Below are 15,987 nucleotides of genomic sequence, written 5' to 3'. Positions count from 1 at the left end.
CACCTGGATGCCGTGGCCCGAATAATAGATCAGGCCGGCCTCGGCATTGCTGGTCGAACGCAGGAAGCGGCGCACCGTATCCTCGAGCCCGATGCGGTCGACATTGACACCGATCGTCACATCGAAACCGGCGGCGCGCAACGTGCTTGCGACCTGTTCGACGTCATTGGCAGGATTGGGAAGCGAGGGCAGCGTCTTATAGACCGAGTTGCCGATGACGAGGGCGACGCGGCGTCCGCTCTCTTCTGTGATGGCGGCAAATGCCGTGCCGATCGATAGCAGCATTGCCGCGACGATCAGCAGATAAGCGCACAGTCTCTTGAAGTGGTGAAACTTGGGCATGGCTCGATCGCAAACATTCTATTGTCTAAGTTCAATAAAATTTGCTGGCCTGCTGGTGCTCGGCCCCCTCCGCATTCACAGTCCAAAACTATTCCTCGGCGCTCTAAAAAGCAAGCTGCGCCGCCTCCAAGTCAATTGGAGCAGTCCCGTCAGATTGGAAGCCCATCGTCGACAAGAAAGACTGTCGAAATCAGGAATTTAACATGCGCCCGGCGAAGTTTCCTTAACCTCGAAACGTATAGTTGCTGATCGAGGCCGGTTTCATCTCGATGGAGAAGCCCGGCAGGGTCGGCGGCATGTAGGCGGCGTTCTCGATCAGGCAGGGGTCGAGGAAGTGTTCGTGCAGATGATCGACATATTCGATGACGCGGCCTTCCTTGGTCCCCGACACCGCGACGTAATCGATCATCGACAGATGCTGCACATATTCACAGAGGCCGACACCGCCGGCATGCGGCCAGACCGGCAGGCCGAACTTGGCGGCAATCAGCAGCACGGCCAGAACCTCGTTCAGCCCGCCCATCCGGCAGGAATCGATCTGCACGATGTCGATCGCGCCCTCGGCGATGAACTGCTTGAACATGATGCGGTTCTGGCACATCTCGCCGGTCGCAACCTTCACCGGAGCGATCGCCTGGCGGATCTTGCGGTGGCCGGCGACATCGTCGGGACTTGTCGGTTCCTCGATGAAGAAGGGCTTGGCGAAGGAGAGCGCCTTCACCCAGTCGATCGCCTGGCCGACGTCCCAGACCTGGTTGGCGTCGATCATCAGGTAACGATCGGGACCGATCACCTCGCKGGCAATCCTCAGACGGCGGATATCGTCTTCGAGATCACGGCCGACCTTCATCTTGATATGGTTGAAGCCGGCGTCGATTGCCTCCTGGCAAAGGCGGCGCAGCTTTTCGTCGCCGTAGCCGAGCCAGCCGGCCGAGGTCGTGTAGCAGGCGTAGCCCTCCTTTTCGAGGATGGCGATGCGTTCCGCCTTGCCCGCCTCGGCGCGCTTCAGGATCTCGACCGCTTCAGCGCGCGTCAGCACGTCGGTGAGATAGCGGTAATCGACGATATCGGCGATCTCTTCCGGCGACATCTCGGCGACGAGGCGCCAGACGGGCTTGCCGGCCTGTTTGGCGAGCAGATCCCAGACGGCATTGACGACCGCGCCGGTCGCCAGGTGAATGGCGCCCTTTTCCGGGCCGATCCAGCGCAGTTGGCTATCGCTCGTCAGATGCCGCCAGAACGTGCCGGGATGGGCGAGAACCTCGGCGAGGTCGGCGCCGACGATGAGGTGGCGCATCGCTTCGATCGCCATGCAGCAAATGTCGTTGCCGCGGCCGATGGTGAAGGTCAGGCCGTGGCCGGCAAGATCAGGCGCATCCGTATCGAGAATGACGTAGGCGGCCGAATAGTCTGGATCGGGATTCATCGCATCGGATCCATCCAGGCTTTGCGACGTGGGAAAGCGGAGATCGAAGACACGAAGGTCGGTGATGCGGGTCATGGTTGTTCCTCCCGATTATATGGGCCGATTATATAGAGCCGATTGCAGTGGCCGGGCCGGCCGGCAAGACTGCCGGGCCGGCCGCACCAGCTGAAATCAGATCGTCCAGCCGCCGTCGATGGCGATCGCCTGGCCCGACGTGTAGGTCGCTCCGGCGAGATAGACGGCGAGATCGGCGATCTCTTCCGGTGAGCCGAGCCGGCCCATCGGCTGGCGGGCGATGAAGGCGGCGCGCGCCGCATCGTAATCGCCCTGCGCGCGCATGCGGTCCTGCAGCGATGGGCTTTCCACCGTGCCGGGGCAGATGGCGTTGCAGCGGATACCTTGGCCGACATAATCGGCGGCGACGGCTTTGGTGAGCCCGATCACCGCTGCCTTTGTGACGCCGTAGGCGAAGCGGTTCGGCACGCCCTTGATGCTGGAGGCGACGGAGGCCATGTTGATGATCGCTCCGTCCTTGCGTTCGATCATGCCCGGCAGCACGGCCCGGATGGTGCGGATCATCGCCTTGACGTTGAGGTCGAAGGCGAATTCGAGATCGGAATCCTTCATCTCGAGGATCGAGCCGGCATGGACGAAGCCGGCGCAGTTGAACAGCACGTCGACGGCGCCAATCTCGGCGACGAGGGCCTTGACCGCATCCTCTTCGAGCACGTTCAGCTTATGGGTGGAAACGCCCGTTTCCGCGGCAAGCGTCGCCAACGCCTCGGTGTTGATATCCGTCGCGTGGACCTTGGCGCCGATCGCGGCAAAGGCTGCCGCCGTCGCCCGGCCGATGCCCTGACCGGCGGCGGTGATGAGAACGGTCTTGCCGGAAAGTCTGTTTGTCATGTCACGGGCCTTTTCTGGAATTGTCTACGCTGGACGATGGAGTGCGGTTGATGTCTTGGCGAAGCTCGGTCGTGATGGAGTGCGCCGGTCTTTTTCCGCAGGTGCGCGGCTCTCTGCGTTAAATGGAGGAGTTGGCGCTGTTGCACAGGCAGATCAGCGGGAGATTCAGCCGATTGGCTGCGATTTTGGCGATCTCCGCCGGCGGCAGGGTCGATGACCATTCCCATGCGCTGCACGGTCTTCCTCCCTGTCCCCGGCTTGCTTATGATCCTGCCGCTCGGGGCGCCTTCGGTACCTCAGTCGTTCGCTTTCGATCGACCTTTTTCAGTGATGATTTGTCTGTTTATAGACAAACAGACGATTGGCCAAGGGTCAAGTGCGAAGTTTTCCTTTTCCGGCTGCAGTTCTGCGTATATGCAGAATAATATTCACAGGAGGAAGGAATGGAGACCGACGAGTCCGACCGCTACCGCGCTCCTGCCCTCGACAAGGGCCTCGATATCCTGGAATTGCTCGCCGGCGTCGACAGTGGCCTCACCCAGGCCGAAATCGCCAAACGGCTCGACCGCAGCCCCAACGAATTCTACCGCATGCTCGACCGGCTGGTGCGCCGCGGTTACGTCACTCGGCTGGATGGCGACCGCTATTCGCTGACACTGAAGCTCTTCGGTCTTGCCCAACTGCACGCGCCGGTGCGCCGGCTCGCCTCCTATGCCACGCCGCTGATGCGCGATCTTGCCCAGCGCACGCGCCAGGCCAATCATCTTGCCGTCTTCGATCGTGGCGCGGCTGTCGTCATCGCCCAGCAGGAGGCGCCGGACTATTGGGGGTTCTCGATCCGCATCGGCGCCCATATCAGCCTCTTCGACACCGGCTCGGGACATGTGCTGCTTGCCTTCCGCAGCGAGGAGGAGCGGGAGATGATGATCTCGGAACATGTGCGTAGCCGCTCGGACATCGAACTCGGGGCCGAATTCTACGATCGTCTCCACCAGATCCGCGAGCGAGGCTACGAGATGATGGCGAGCGCCCAGACATCAGGCGTCTACAATCTTTCCGCGCCCGTTCTTGGACCGGACCGCCGCTGTATCGCCGCCCTCACCTGCCCCTTTATCGCGCTCGTCAACGCGCCGTCCGCTCCCGACATCACGCAGGCGGTCACACTGGTGCAGAAGACCGCCGCCCAGCTTTCGCTGCTTGCCGGCGCCGATGTCGTTAACCCCGCCTGAGGCCTAAGAATTTCTATTTGAACAATCCATTCACCAGGAATAGGTTTGCCGCAAAACCACTCTGGGAGGAGAAGAGCGTGTTCATCGACACCCATCTGCACATCATCGATCGATCGGCCCTGCCTTATCCCTGGCTCTCTGGCGTGCCCGCACTCGATCATGATTTCCTCTACGAGACCTATGCGGCTGAGGCCCGGCGCTGCGGCATCACCACGGCGCTGCATATGGAGGTCGACGTCGATCCCGCCGCCATGCAGGCCGAGACCAATCACGTCGCCGGCATCGCCAACAAGGAAGGCAGTCTGATTACCGGCGCCATCGTCTCCTGCCGGCCGGAAGAGGAAGGCTTTGCCGCCTATCTCGAGCGGCAAAAGGCCGATCCCTTCGTCAAGGGGTTCCGCCGCGTGCTGCATGTCGTGCCTGATGATGTCTCCGAAGGCGCCCTGTTTCGCGAAAACATCAGGCGCATCAGCGGCAGCGGCCTGACCTTCGACCTTTGCACATTGCCGCATCAGGCGGGCCGTGTGACCGCCCTTGTCGATCTTGCGCCCGACGTGCAGTTCGTGCTCGACCATTGCGGCGTGCCGGATATCCGCTCTGATGCTTTCCAGCCATGGAAGGCCGGCATATCAGAGATTGCCCGGCGGCCGAACGTCGTCTGCAAGGTCTCCGGCGTGGTCGCCTATGCCGAGGCGAAGACATGGACGGCGCAAACGCTGCGGCCCTATATCGAACATGTGATCGCCAGCTTCGGCTGGGACCGCGTCGTCTGGGGCAGCGATTGGCCGGTCTGCACGCTCGGTGGCGGCCTCTCTACCTGGGTCGCGGCGACCCATGCGATGCTTTCCGGCGTGAGCGAGGCAGAGCGCTCGAAGTTGCTTTTCGCCAACGCACAGCGCCTCTGGTCGCTCTGACGTCACAAAATAAAGCGACCGGTCTCCTGGTCGTGCCATTTCGGCATGTTTTTTGTACCATTCCGGGACAAAAAACGCCCGATTTTCGGCCTTAACGCTATCTACATGCAAGCAATTGCTAGCCTTATTTATCTCGGCTAAAAGTTGTTGACACGGATATGGCGAATACCCCCTTGTCCGCTGCCTTCAGAAGGGAAAATGAGATGAAAGAAGCAACAACCCCGCTCCGAGCGACGAATTCGTTATTTCGCGTGAAGGCGTGGCTCTCAATGCGGCGTTCTTTTCGATCAAGAACGAAGCGCTTCGCAAGAAGATCCTGAAGCTCGTCCAGGCGATTGCCCACACCGAACAGTTGGACTCTGAAGCGGCTGAATAGGGTCCTTCACGCGATCCCAACGGACCGCATGAGGCATTAGGCATGAGGATCAATAGCAATCGATCGGGCTCAATGGCGATCGATCAGGATTAGATTCTCGCTGGCATCCTTCATTGCGATCTTGGCTTTGCTGCCGAGCAGTTTCTCGAGATTGACGTCAAGCTCCCTGTCGGGATCTATGCCGTCCCAATCGATGACGACCTGCAGCAGCGCCATGTTCGTCAGGTGCATCAGGTTACGCAGCTGAAGCTTTTCAGCCTCATCCTTGGCTGCCGACAGCAGCCGGAAGATCCTTGCGTATTCGCTGCCGGTACCCTCGTTGTATTGATCAAACATCGTTCCCGCCTCTTTGGTCGTGGAACCCTACGATTCCAACTGTGCTGCATCTTTCCGCCGCGACCGTTATTCAAGCGTTACAGGAACCGAATTGCGCGTGACTTCGGCATGCAGAAGCTCCCAATGTGAGGTCGCGGCAAAGCGCCAGTCACGGTTGACGGGGAGGAATTTATCCCGGCGCAGCCAGTCCAGCACCAGTCGCGCGTCGTTGCGCTTGCGCTCGACGCGGCTGCCGCGGATGGCGGCGAGGATATGGTCGCGGCGCGGCTTGCGGAAATGGCACTCGTCGGCCACCTTCGCATAGGTGCGCTCGGAGAAATGCAGAAACCGGCCGGCCAGCAACAGCTTCTTGCGCTCGCCGGGCGAAATCTCGCCGCTGGCGTAAAGCGCATCGATCGTCGGCTCGAAATCGACCCACGGAACGGAAAGCGGCAGCCAGCCGAGTTCCTGCGGCGCATGCACCAACGCGACGGCCTCATCGTCGAGCAGCCGTCCGGACTCGTAATCTTCGAAGATCGAGCCGAGCCCGACCATACCGAAGGGGGCGCATTCTGCTGCCCGCAATGCCCCCATGCTGGCCCCGCCGGAAACGGCGACATCATGTTCGAGTGCGTACAATATTTCCTTGTGCCAGACCGAAGGCAGATCGCCGAAATAGCCGTCGACGAGGCCGATCGCGGTGGCGCCGTCCCGAACGGCCTTCAGGATGTCGCCGGCGGCGGCCGGCGGCCGGAAATCGATGCAAGGAGACATGGCTCTTGCCGCGGCAAGATCACTGCCAAGGCTCGGGCCGACGAACAGCACCTTCATGATTCAGCTCCTCTTATGGTGTTGACCGCGCGCATGCCGAGCTGAATGTATTGGCCTGAGATATCGACCTCCAGTCCCGGCACGATCACTCTGACGACGGAGATCGGCAGGGCTCGATGCGGAAACGGCACGACGACGATCTGCTCGATGCCGGTCGCCGTCAGCCGGTCGGCGATATGGCCGATGGATTCCTGGATCGTCGCCGGGCGGCGATGGCGGGCCTGGAACGAGCGCATCCGGCCATCGCCCTCGCAGAGTTCGACCACCTGCTGCATCGCCGCACTCCGGTCGAGCCGCTGATAGATGCGCGGCGAGAAATCGTCGCGGCTGCCGGCGATCGCGGTCAGCCGGCTCTGCGCCGCTTCGGTGATGGCACGCAGCGCGGCGCGCACGGGATCGGGGTGGCAGCCGCAGCCACCGCAGACATGCGACCAGCGCGCGTCGACACGGTCGGAAAGATTTCCTGGCATGATGACGGCCAGAAAGGCGGGAACGCCGATATCCGTCGTCATGTCGAGCAGCAGCAGTTTCATGCCGGCGCGTGTGATCCGGTCGGTCATGACGTCGATGACCGCATCGCCGAAAGAGGCGGGGTCGATCCGGCTCTCCCTCAGCCGCTCAGGCGATTTCAGCTGGGTCAAGGCCCAGGCGTCGCGCTCCACCAGCTCACAAAGCCCATGCAGGACCGCTTCGGACGGCGTGTTGCCGGAGGCGAGCCCATCGCTCGACTGCTCGAAGCCCGCCGGCCTCTCGCCGCGATGGTCGAGTCCGACGAGCCACCAGGGCACGAAGACGCTGCTGCCGGAAAGGATGTCGAGCCCCGTGCACCAGGCAATAGGACTGCTGCCGATCTCGTCGGGCGCGCAGCGTGCGACATTGTCGAGATCGATCATCGCCGCATGCTCCGCCCGCATGCTGTCGACCGTCGCCTGCGTCAGGTCGGCGGGGGCAATTTCAGCGATCCGCGTCTCGACCGCTTCCATCGCCGCCGAGGTCATGGCGGCATCATTGTCGATACCCTTGCCCTGAAACACCGAGAGCGTATGGCTGTTCGGCCTCGTTGCGAAGGCGACGGGGATGTTCAAGACGTCGAGTGCTGTCAGCAGACCGACGCGCGTGATGCCGAATTCGCGCAGATGCGGCCTGATGGCCGCGAGGGTCTGAGCCGGCGTGACCGCGCGGTCATGATAATCGCTGACACCGGCCGATGATCGTTTAAGGTCACCGGCAAGCGTTTCAAGGTCGGTGAAAGCGGACATAACGATCTGTTCCTTAGCGGAACCTCAGCGCATGCGTCAGGCTCTCGAGCGCATTGGCGGAAACGTTGAGTTCGTCCTGCTTCAGGGCTGCCCTGGCGGCGGCAGAAAAGCGCAGCGACTGTGTCTGAGCTGCGGTGGTTTCAGCATTCGTCTTCATGTTCCATCTCCGATTGGTTGGGCAGCGCCTTGCTGCCGTTAACCATCGGAAAGAAACATTGCCTCCGTCATTTAAGCGTTACAGGCTTCGTTAAAAGGCCGTGCAATCAGGGAAGACCAGCAAGTTGCAGGCCCTTTATCAGCGGTTCCGTATAGGCGGGATCGCGATCGGGGACGAAATGGCGGATCTCCTCGCTGCGGAAATCGGGGAAGTTTTCCAGCACCACCCTGGCGTAATTCCTGGCTTTGCCCGTATCGCCTGCCATGGCATGCGAGGCGGCGAGCAGACGGGCTGTTGCCTGCTTCGCCTTCACCGGCTCCAGCGCCTCGATCGCCATTTCATATTCTTCGCGCATGAAGTGGATGCCGCCGAGGTTCCAGTAATAATAGTCTGGCGGCAGCGGATTGAGTTTGAAGGCAGCACGGCTGAGCTCCAGTGCTCGATCGAAATCGCCATCATGGGATAGCGCGTCGGCGAAATCGGCGAGGATATCGGCATCGTTGGGATTGAGATCCTGGGCCTGCTGGAAATATTCCAGGCTTTCGTCGAAGCGGCGGCGATAAAGCGCCACGAAGCCGAGCTCGCGGTAAGCCCGGCCGCTGTTCGGGTCGGATTGCTGCGCCTGCCGGGCAGCACCGTTCGCCTCGTCGAGCAGTTCCTTGTCCCSCATGCCGCGGATCAGCCATTCCATGCCGAGCGCGCGCGACATGCCGGCATGGGCGGCGGAGAAATGTTCATAACGATTGAGCGAGGATTTGAACCATTTGCGCGCCTGGCGCAGATGCTGCAGATCGGTCTGGGCAATCAGCCGCTTGCCTTCCAGGTAGAGACGGTAGGCGGACGGCGGCGCCTCGCCGATCGGTATCGCCAGTTCGTGACGCTCGATCGTGTCGGCGAGCGACGAGACGATCCGCCGCGTCAGATGCGCGAAGGATTCGCTGATCTTCTGCATGACCAGCGGCAGTTCGATGGCCCAGATTACCTCAGATGTCGTTGTCCGCGTCAGCCGGCAGGTCGCAAAGACATCCTCGTCGCGGCCCTGGATGGTGACGTAGACCGCATAGTCGAAACTGAGGTCGAGCGGACCGGGCACGGCGCGCGACGGATCGATCGAACGGCTGAGGATCTCCAGGCTGGTATGCGCCGCGATCACCTTGAAGCCGCGCTGCTGGCTAAGGCCGATGGTGACGTCTTCGAGAAGGGCCCTGCCGACGCGCTCCATCAGCGGATCGGTGAAGATACTTTCTGGCGGCAGGATGATGATACGCGGCTGACCAAGCGGACCGACGGAAAGGTTAAGCGCCGACTGGGGATGTCCCGACGTCGCCTGTGCTGCCGGCACCAGGTTAAGTTCGCGGGCAAGAGCGGTGGTGCTTTCTTCCGGCTCGGTGTCGAAGTCGTCCTTCAACTGGCTCTTGCACTTCAGATAGGCTTGACGCGCCGCTGCCGGATCGTTCATCCTGACATAGGTGCGCATCAAGGCGCGATAGGCCGTCTCGCTGGCAGGATCGAGTTCCAGCAGGCGCCTGGCAAGCGTGACCTGCTCTTCATCCGATCTGTCTTCTGATATCTCGACCAGCCGGGTGAGATGGGTGGAGCGCAGTTCATCGACACGCTGGCGCTCATAGGTCAGCCAGTCCTCGGCGCCCTGCGTCGGCGATTTGACGCCTTCGAGCAATTCGCCGTTCAACAGGCCGCCGTCTTCGGGTGCGAGCGGTCCTTTCTGTTTCAGGATATGAACGTCGACCTCCCAGCCATCGGCAAGGCCGATATGGGTACGGGTCGCGGCAAGCAGCGGTGGAAGGCCGGCGGGAACGCTCTGCTCGATGCGCGCCAGCAGCTGGCGCAGGCTGCCGGCTCGTTTTTCCGGCAGCTCCGATTGCCAGAGCTGTCGCCTGACGGTTTCGCGGTCGAGTTCGAAATTGGGTTCGGCGGCGAGCATGGCGAGGAGAAAATAAGACTTCTCCGGCAAGGGGAGTTCCTTCCCCGCCGCCAGCAATCGCGGTCTTCCGAGCAGGCACAGCCTGTTCGTCAGCATCTTCCGGATGTCCATCGCATCTCGGTTCTCACCCCTGAAAGCCAAGGCGCACAAGCGCACCGGCCAATCAAAGACATGTTAGAGCCATAAGAGCCCGACGCATAGCGGTTTTGCTTTAAAAAGCAGAAATTTCGTCGAATATTTGCATATTCGCGTGTCACTCGCGCAGGGGATGCTTGATCAACACTGTCATCAGGATACGGTTTGCGTTCCCTGGCGGCAGGTTATTGAGCTATTGACGGTCCGTATCACGGGCTGTTCTCGACCGAATTGCAGCCACCGTGTAGTCCGAGCGCTTTGATGGCTCGATCGAACGCCGGGCGAAGCGGCGCCAATCGGCCGGATTGCCATGCTCGGTGACGATATGCTCAGCCTTTATCTCGCGGGAAAGTGGTACGAGCATCGTAAACTTAACGATCTCACAGCGAAGTCCACCCTTCGTTAAGTTGACGATGCCCATCAACGCGATCCTGTCGGCCAGTACATCAAGCTCTACTTCTTCCTGTTCAGGAAGATCCAGGCACGGAAAGCGGCCCCAGCACCGGGAGGTCTGGTATCGGCGGTCATATAGGGGACATCGGGACTGAACAGACAAGGGGGACCGGCGGGCTTTGCCAGTCCCTTTTTTTGCTCCCTAGAGAGCGGCTCACGCGGTCTGGAAATCTGTGAGCATGCTGTAGGAGGGCAATGTCCTGTTGGCGAAGATCCCCTTGCGGAGGAGGACGCGGTCGGAGTGCGGACGGGCGATAACCTGGTCGAGGCTCCAGGCTTCCAGGATCATCAGGTCTGCCGGACGATCGACGCCGATCGTACCGGCGTCGATGCCCATGATGCCAGCGGGAGCCGGGCCGGCAAGAGCGGGCGCATCCGCGTAAGGGTGGTCGAGATGCAGGATGCGCACCGCCTGCCGCCAGGTGTCCAGCATGTCGTGATCGCCATAGGCAAAGAACGGATCGCGGCAATTGTCGCCGCCCGCAGCGACCGGAATGCCAGCCGCCTGCAATTCCTGCACGGGCGTGACCCCGCGCCAGCGCGGCGTGCGGCCGTTTTCGCGATCCTGGAGATACATGTTGACGGTTGGCAGCGTGATGATCGAGAGGCCGGCATCGGCGATCAGCGCGATCGTGTCGCGCAATTCTTGCTCGCCCAGAAGCGCAAGCGAACAGCAGTGGCCGCACGTCACGCGCCCCTCGTAACCGTGGCGGATGGCGGCACGCGCCACATGCGGCAGGGCATCGGCCTGTGCCGCCTCGTCGACATGTAGATCGACATCCAGTTCCCGTTCCTTTGCCAGCGCAAACAACCGGTCGAGCAGCAGGTCGATGTCGTCGAGGCCTGACCCATGGGTGCCCCCGGAGGCGCGGGTGACGCCGCCGAGCAAGCCGCCGTGGACGGCAACGATATCGGCAAGGCGGGTGCCATAGTCGTCGCGATAGGCATCGAGCGGCACGAGGCCGGCAGCCTGCAAGGTGATGCAGCCTTTCCAACGTTCGCGCGTTTCGGCAAACGCGCTCCAGGTGATTTCCGCCTGCCCCTCGTGACTGTCGAGATGGGTGCGAATAGCGGCCACGCCATGGGCGTCAGCCGTTGCAAGAGCGAATTCCATCCGCCGCAGGAGGTCGTCGGCATTCCAGTGGGCAAGCCGGTCCGCCGTCGTCGCGGCGCGCGCGCCGGGATGCGTGCCGCCAGAATCGGGCGCACGTCCCATGGTGTGGCCCTTGTCGAGATGGGCGTGCGCGTCGATCAGAAGCGGCCAGACATGGCGGCCGTCGAGCGCGACTGCATCTTCGCCACCATCGGCAAGGGCCGGCGTTATCGCTGCGATCCTGCCGTTCTCGACCAGAATATCGACGAGGGCGGAACCGTCCCGGTCTACCTCTCCACCACAAGGCACGTCATCTGCAAGCAGCGCGACCGGGACGCGCGCCTTCGCAAGACGAATGCGCTCCTGTCTCGCCAGACGGGCGGCAAGGCTGGGAAACAGGGAAAGATCGTTCATGGTGGGTCTCTATCGGATGGCTTGCCGAGCGGTCAGCTCTCGTCGAACGAGGCGAGCAGACGCTCCTGCGCGAATTGCATGAAATGGCTGCCGGCGGGTGAAAGCGAGCCGCGGGCGCGGTGGAGGATATTGAGCCGTTGCAGCGAGCCGGTTCCCGTCAGCGGAATGAAGACCAGGTCGCCGGTCGCCATTTCGCGGTCGACATCGAGCCGGTTGAGGAAGGTTATGTGAGGCGTTGTCCGGGCAAGGCGCTTCATCAGTTCCATCGAATTGGTCTCGACGACGGGAACAAGGGTGGCACGCGCCGGGGCAGTCGCCTCGACGACCTCGCGCAGCGACAGCGATCGATCCGCCAGAACCAGCGGATAGAGCAGGCAATCGGACATGCGCACGGTCTTGCGGTTTGCGAGGGGATGGGCGGGCGCGACGACGGCTCCCAGCGCATGGCGGAATTCGGCGGCGCGTTGCAGCCGGGTATCGTCCGGCAGGTTGTAGGCAATGGCGAGATCGGCCTGGCCGAGCGCAACCATCTCCGCAACAGTCGTCCGGTCGCCGACCATGATCCGCAGGCTGACCTGCGGATGTTTTTCTCGGTAGGCGGCAACGATCTCGGCAACCCGGCCCGCAGCGAGCGTTGCCATGGTCGCCAGCACCACCTCGCCGCGATTGAGCCCCTTGAGGGACTGGATCTGCGCCCGCATCCGCTGATGCGCCTGCAGTGTCTCGCGAATGTGCTGGATGAGGATCTCGCCGGAACTCGTCAGTTTCAGGCCGCGCGGCAGGCGCTCGAAAATGGGTGCCTGCAGCTCTTCCTCAAGCTCCAGGATATAGCGGTTCACCGCAGAGGCGGCGACATGCAATGTCTTTGCCGCCTTGCGGATGGAGCCCTGTCGGGCCACCTCGTCGATATAACGCAGCGCGCGTCCATGAAGCATGATGGGTCCGTTGCCTGACGGGAGTCGGATTGACTGTTCCACGATGTCACCGCAACGGACCATCTTCAACGTTACTTCTTGGCGAAATTGGCGTTGATGCGCCGGGTCAGGTATTCGCCGGCGGTGATCGCCTCGTATTTGCCGAGCGGACCCTGCATGACGGCATCGCGGTTTGCCTGGCAGAAAAAGGGCAGTGACAGTCGGCGGCCCATGTACTCATTCTCGCGCGGCATGCGCACCCGGTGCAGCGTCGACTGCAGCTGGTCGTCCGACCAGCGCATCAGCATGTCGCCAATGTTGCAGGTGATGTAGCCCTTGCGCGGCGGAACATCCGTCCATTCCTTCAGGGCTGCATCCTTGCCCGGGCACACCTGGAGCCCGCCTTCGCCCTCCTTCTGGTGAAGGATGGTCAAGCAATCGAAGTCCGAATGCGCGCCGGCACGCCAGGACGAGAAGTCTTCCGGCTTGGCGCCTTCCATCGACATGTAATGGATGAGGCGCAGCGTCGATTGATACTGGTCCGAAGACGGGTCATGCGCCTTGGTGAAGAAATCCTCGGCAAAGCCCATCTTCAGCGCAAAGCAGGAGAGGATGCGCATGCCGAGTTCCCAGTTCTGTCGCTCGAAGCGGAGCATCTTTTCCCGGAAGCCCGGAAGATCGTCTTCGCTCGGCCACAGGTTGAGGCGGATCATGTCCGGCCGGGTGAGCTGGAAGCTCTCCTTGTTATCCGGCGTACCGGTGGAGGGGCGGACCTGCGCCTTGAATTCCCAGCCGGCATTGATGCCCTTCGGCATCGGGGTTTTCGCCTTAACCTCCGCCGGCAGTGCGAAAAATGTCCAGGCCGTTTCGAAGGCAGCGTCGATATCGTCCTGGGCGATGCCGTGATTGTAGACCTGGAAGAAACCGATATCGACCGAGGCCTGCCAGAGTGCATCAGCGATCTCGTGCTTGCGGTTGTCGAAGTCAGAAAGGTCGATGACGGGGATTTCCCGGTCAACGGTCGTGCCCATGCCGCCGATGGTCGCTTCCTTGGCGAGTTCCGCGAGGGTGTCTGTCTGGATATTCATATCATTCTCCTTACGTGAATGCCGGCGAACCGGCGGTTGAGGAGCAATGTCCGGGCAGGGCCCGACTGCTTCTACTCCGGATGGGTTCAGCCGTTTTTCGGCAGGCTCCAGGGAAAGAGGAGCTTCTGCGTCAGGACCACGGCCTGAAACAGCAAGAGCGACATGGCGGCGAGCACCAGCAAGCCGGCCCAGGCCTGTGGCAGCTTGAACAGGGAGGTCGACAGCTGGATGAAATAGCCGACGCCGGCTTCGGATGCGCAGAACTCCGCAACCACGGCGCCGATGACGGCAAGCGTGATCGAGATTTTCAGCGCCGAGAAGATGTAGGGCACCGCAAACGGCAGGCGTATCTGGGTGATCTCGCGGAAGCCCGAGGCGCGCAGGCTTCGCGACAGCTCGATCAGCTCCGGCGGGGTTGCCGCAAGGCCCGTTGCGGTGGAGACGACGAGCGGAAAGAAGGTGATGAGACAGGTGATAACGATGCGTGGCGCATCGCCGGCCCCGAGCACGACGATGATGATCGGCGCAATCGCCACCACCGGCGTCGACTGCACTACGACGAGCAGCGGATAGAGCGTTCGCGACAGGAATGGCGATCGCATCATGACCACCGCGAGTGGAATGGCGATAACGATGGACATCGCATAACCGATCAGCGCCACCCGCAACGTCGCGGCGATGTGACCCATCCAGCGCTCGAAGCCGATGGAGGAGAACGAGCCGAGGATCGCGCTTGGCGGCGGCAGCAGATAGGTCGGGATCGACAGGAGCCGCGCCGCCGCTTCCCATAGCAGCACCGTGCCGATCAGGGCCGCGGCGATCGTGATGCCCGGCAATGCCAGCAGCTGCTTGAGGAGCGCGACCGGCGTACGGCTCTGCATGGCCTCACGCCGCGTGACGGGTGAGGAGGAGATCGCGGAGGTAATCGGAGAGGTCATGGATCGCCTTGTCCTTTGCAGTTTCAGGGCCGCGTGGCCGGCCGACGGGAACGGTGACTTCGGTCAGGATCGAGCCCGGCCGTCCGGTCATCACCAAAACGCGGTCGGACAGAAGCGCCGCCTCGCTGACGGAGTGGGTGATGAAGACCACGGTCTTCGGACGTTCGGAGAAGATGTGCAGCAGATCGAAGCCCATCACCTCGCGCGTCAGGGCATCCAGCGCCGAGAAGGGTTCGTCCATCAGCAGGATATCCGGGTCCATCAGCAGCGCGCGGGCGATGCCGACACGCTGCTGCATGCCGCCGGACAGTTCGTCCGGCAGGCGTTTCTCGAAGCCGGCAAGCCCGACCATGCTCAGCAATTCACCCGCCCGCCCGCGCTCCTCTGCCGTTACCCGGCCGGTCTTGTGGCGGGCGGGAAACACGACATTGTCTTCGACAGTCGCCCAGGGAAGCAGCGTCGGCTTCTGGAAGACGATTCCGATGTCGTCACGCGGGGCCGTCACCGGCAGACCGAAGACGTCTACCGAGCCGGACGTCGGCTTCAACAGGCCGGCGATCATGCGCAGTAGGGTCGATTTCCCGCAGCCCGAAGGGCCGAGGATCGAGACAAACTCATGCCGGGCCACATCGAAACTGACGTCGCGCAGGGCTTCCGTGCGCCCGGATCGGGTTTCGAAAACCTGTCCAAGCCTGTCGAAGCGGATAGCGGGCATCGCCATGGCGGTTACTCCGCTACGGCGAAGGTGCGGTTGACCGTGGTTTCGGGATCGAGCTTGGCCGGATCGATGTCCTGCGCTTCAGAGACACGGCGCCAGGTTTCGGCGAGGCGGGCGGTTTCGAAGGCACCGAGGCCGTCCTTCTCCGTCACCTCGTTGAAGATCAACGGCAGCGTGTCCTTGAGGGAACCCTGGACATCTTCCGAGCCGAGTTCCGGTACGATGGCGGTGACAGCAGCGGCAGCCTTCTCCGGATTCGCCTTGGCGAACTCGACGGATTTCTTGTAGGCGGCGATAAAGCGGGCGGCGACCTGCGGACGCTTGGCGAGGAAATCGTCGCTGGCGATGAGAGATGCGGAATAAAGCTCGAGCCCGGCTGCCGACCATGGCAGGGCAACGATCTCCTTGCCAGCTTCCTTGCCCTGGTTGCTATAGCGCGTCAGGTCGGTCATCCAGGCGATGATGCCATCGGCGTTGCCGGTCATCAGCATCGGGCCGAGTGCGCCGGGATCGGCCTTGATAAGCTTGATATCCGCC

Annotated in this window: 17 protein-coding genes and 1 pseudogene; 3 read left to right on the top strand and 15 right to left on the bottom strand. The window is 62.1% G+C overall.

Translation table 11 applies throughout. The annotated features are described in order from the left end of the window. The 3 genes from AC1ECN_RS37250 to AC1ECN_RS37240 all read right to left on the bottom strand — a co-directional run. A partial coding sequence (locus AC1ECN_RS37250) for a caspase family protein (protein ID WP_477955872.1) occupies positions 1 to 342 on the bottom strand: 342 nt, incomplete at its 3' end. A 223-nt stretch (positions 343 to 565) separates the two neighbouring features. Next, positions 566 to 1,843 (bottom strand): L-fuconate dehydratase, encoded by a 1,278-nt coding sequence (locus AC1ECN_RS37245; RefSeq protein WP_477955870.1) that lies wholly within the window; start codon positions 1,841 to 1,843, stop codon positions 566 to 568. A 96-nt stretch (positions 1,844 to 1,939) separates the two neighbouring features. Beyond that, a complete protein-coding gene (locus tag AC1ECN_RS37240; RefSeq protein WP_003553379.1) occupies positions 1,940 to 2,674 on the bottom strand; it encodes an SDR family oxidoreductase in 735 nt (244 codons plus the stop codon). A 443-nt stretch (positions 2,675 to 3,117) separates the two neighbouring features. Between AC1ECN_RS37240 and AC1ECN_RS37235 the strand changes: the two genes are divergently transcribed. The 3 genes and pseudogenes from AC1ECN_RS37235 to AC1ECN_RS37225 form a co-directional block, all read left to right on the top strand. Continuing rightward, complete coding sequence (locus tag AC1ECN_RS37235; RefSeq protein WP_027690096.1) at positions 3,118 to 3,903, top strand: IclR family transcriptional regulator; 786 nt, start codon at positions 3,118 to 3,120, stop codon at positions 3,901 to 3,903. A gap of 77 nt (positions 3,904 to 3,980) precedes the next feature. After that, positions 3,981 to 4,817 (top strand): amidohydrolase family protein, encoded by an 837-nt coding sequence (locus AC1ECN_RS37230; RefSeq protein ID WP_477955869.1) that lies wholly within the window; start codon positions 3,981 to 3,983, stop codon positions 4,815 to 4,817. Between the two features lie 202 nt (positions 4,818 to 5,019). After that, positions 5,020 to 5,193, top strand: a pseudogene (locus AC1ECN_RS37225) (helix-turn-helix domain-containing protein); the annotation flags it as partial. Between the two features lie 69 nt (positions 5,194 to 5,262). Here AC1ECN_RS37225 and AC1ECN_RS37220 read toward each other — a convergent pair. The 12 genes from AC1ECN_RS37220 to AC1ECN_RS37165 all read right to left on the bottom strand — a co-directional run. After that, a complete protein-coding gene (locus AC1ECN_RS37220; RefSeq protein ID WP_011655326.1) occupies positions 5,263 to 5,529 on the bottom strand; it encodes a hypothetical protein in 267 nt (88 codons plus the stop codon). Between the two features lie 66 nt (positions 5,530 to 5,595). Next, positions 5,596 to 6,339 carry a TfuA-like protein gene (locus AC1ECN_RS37215; protein WP_130673904.1) on the bottom strand — a complete coding sequence of 248 codons (744 nt, stop codon included), beginning with the start codon at positions 6,337 to 6,339 and terminating at the stop codon, positions 5,596 to 5,598. After that, positions 6,336 to 7,598 carry a YcaO-like family protein gene (locus AC1ECN_RS37210; RefSeq protein ID WP_024321738.1) on the bottom strand — a complete coding sequence of 421 codons (1,263 nt, stop codon included), beginning with the start codon at positions 7,596 to 7,598 and terminating at the stop codon, positions 6,336 to 6,338. Before AC1ECN_RS37210 ends, AC1ECN_RS37215 begins: the two co-directional genes overlap by 4 nt. 13 nt (positions 7,599 to 7,611) lie before the next feature. Continuing rightward, positions 7,612 to 7,755 carry a hypothetical protein gene (locus AC1ECN_RS37205; RefSeq protein ID WP_003553391.1) on the bottom strand — a complete coding sequence of 48 codons (144 nt, stop codon included), beginning with the start codon at positions 7,753 to 7,755 and terminating at the stop codon, positions 7,612 to 7,614. A 106-nt stretch (positions 7,756 to 7,861) separates the two neighbouring features. After that, positions 7,862 to 9,808 (bottom strand): BTAD domain-containing putative transcriptional regulator, encoded by a 1,947-nt coding sequence (locus AC1ECN_RS37200; protein ID WP_477955866.1) that lies wholly within the window; start codon positions 9,806 to 9,808, stop codon positions 7,862 to 7,864. Between the two features lie 217 nt (positions 9,809 to 10,025). After that, on the bottom strand, positions 10,026 to 10,253 hold the full coding sequence (locus AC1ECN_RS37195) for a hypothetical protein (protein ID WP_245483831.1): 228 nt from the start codon (positions 10,251 to 10,253) through the stop codon (positions 10,026 to 10,028). Between the two features lie 186 nt (positions 10,254 to 10,439). Next, positions 10,440 to 11,792, bottom strand: coding sequence for a cytosine deaminase (locus AC1ECN_RS37190; protein WP_130673902.1), 1,353 nt, complete (start codon positions 11,790 to 11,792; stop codon positions 10,440 to 10,442). Between the two features lie 32 nt (positions 11,793 to 11,824). Next, the gene (locus AC1ECN_RS37185; RefSeq protein WP_020397509.1) at positions 11,825 to 12,796 is read right to left on the bottom strand and encodes a LysR family transcriptional regulator; all 972 of its coding nucleotides are present in this window, start codon (positions 12,794 to 12,796) and stop codon (positions 11,825 to 11,827) included. Between the two features lie 2 nt (positions 12,797 to 12,798). Beyond that, a complete protein-coding gene (locus tag AC1ECN_RS37180) occupies positions 12,799 to 13,794 on the bottom strand; it encodes an isopenicillin N synthase family dioxygenase (RefSeq protein ID WP_011655334.1) in 996 nt (331 codons plus the stop codon). Positions 13,795 to 13,880: 86 nt separating this feature from the next. After that, positions 13,881 to 14,675 (bottom strand): ABC transporter permease, encoded by a 795-nt coding sequence (locus AC1ECN_RS37175; protein ID WP_130674124.1) that lies wholly within the window; start codon positions 14,673 to 14,675, stop codon positions 13,881 to 13,883. 4 nt (positions 14,676 to 14,679) lie between these two features. Further along, positions 14,680 to 15,453 (bottom strand): ABC transporter ATP-binding protein, encoded by a 774-nt coding sequence (locus tag AC1ECN_RS37170; RefSeq protein ID WP_018071607.1) that lies wholly within the window; start codon positions 15,451 to 15,453, stop codon positions 14,680 to 14,682. Positions 15,454 to 15,458: 5 nt separating this feature from the next. Next, a partial coding sequence (locus AC1ECN_RS37165; protein WP_477955863.1) for an ABC transporter substrate-binding protein occupies positions 15,459 to 15,987 on the bottom strand: 529 nt, incomplete at its 5' end.

Source organism: Rhizobium sp. 01N447_2 (genome assembly GCF_056399245.1).
Note: the sequence above shows the minus strand (reverse complement) of the source record. Positions and strands in the feature narration are given on the sequence as shown.

What these genes read in the sequence shown, in the direction of transcription:
- AC1ECN_RS37195 (WP_245483831.1), bottom strand. Translation starts at nt 10,253, where the DNA reads ATGGGCATCGTCAACTTAACGAAGGGTGGACTTCGCTGTGAGATCGTT.
- AC1ECN_RS37190 (WP_130673902.1), bottom strand. Translation starts at nt 11,792, where the DNA reads ATGAACGATCTTTCCCTGTTTCCCAGCCTTGCCGCCCGTCTGGCGAGA.
- AC1ECN_RS37170 (WP_018071607.1), bottom strand. Translation starts at nt 15,453, where the DNA reads ATGGCGATGCCCGCTATCCGCTTCGACAGGCTTGGACAGGTTTTCGAA.
- AC1ECN_RS37210 (WP_024321738.1), bottom strand. Translation starts at nt 7,598, where the DNA reads ATGTCCGCTTTCACCGACCTTGAAACGCTTGCCGGTGACCTTAAACGA.
- AC1ECN_RS37235 (WP_027690096.1), top strand. Translation starts at nt 3,118, where the DNA reads ATGGAGACCGACGAGTCCGACCGCTACCGCGCTCCTGCCCTCGACAAG.
- AC1ECN_RS37175 (WP_130674124.1), bottom strand. Translation starts at nt 14,675, where the DNA reads ATGCAGAGCCGTACGCCGGTCGCGCTCCTCAAGCAGCTGCTGGCATTG.
- AC1ECN_RS37220 (WP_011655326.1), bottom strand. Translation starts at nt 5,529, where the DNA reads ATGTTTGATCAATACAACGAGGGTACCGGCAGCGAATACGCAAGGATC.
- AC1ECN_RS37205 (WP_003553391.1), bottom strand. Translation starts at nt 7,755, where the DNA reads ATGAAGACGAATGCTGAAACCACCGCAGCTCAGACACAGTCGCTGCGC.
- AC1ECN_RS37180 (WP_011655334.1), bottom strand. Translation starts at nt 13,794, where the DNA reads ATGAATATCCAGACAGACACCCTCGCGGAACTCGCCAAGGAAGCGACC.
- AC1ECN_RS37215 (WP_130673904.1), bottom strand. Translation starts at nt 6,339, where the DNA reads ATGAAGGTGCTGTTCGTCGGCCCGAGCCTTGGCAGTGATCTTGCCGCG.
- AC1ECN_RS37240 (WP_003553379.1), bottom strand. Translation starts at nt 2,674, where the DNA reads ATGACAAACAGACTTTCCGGCAAGACCGTTCTCATCACCGCCGCCGGT.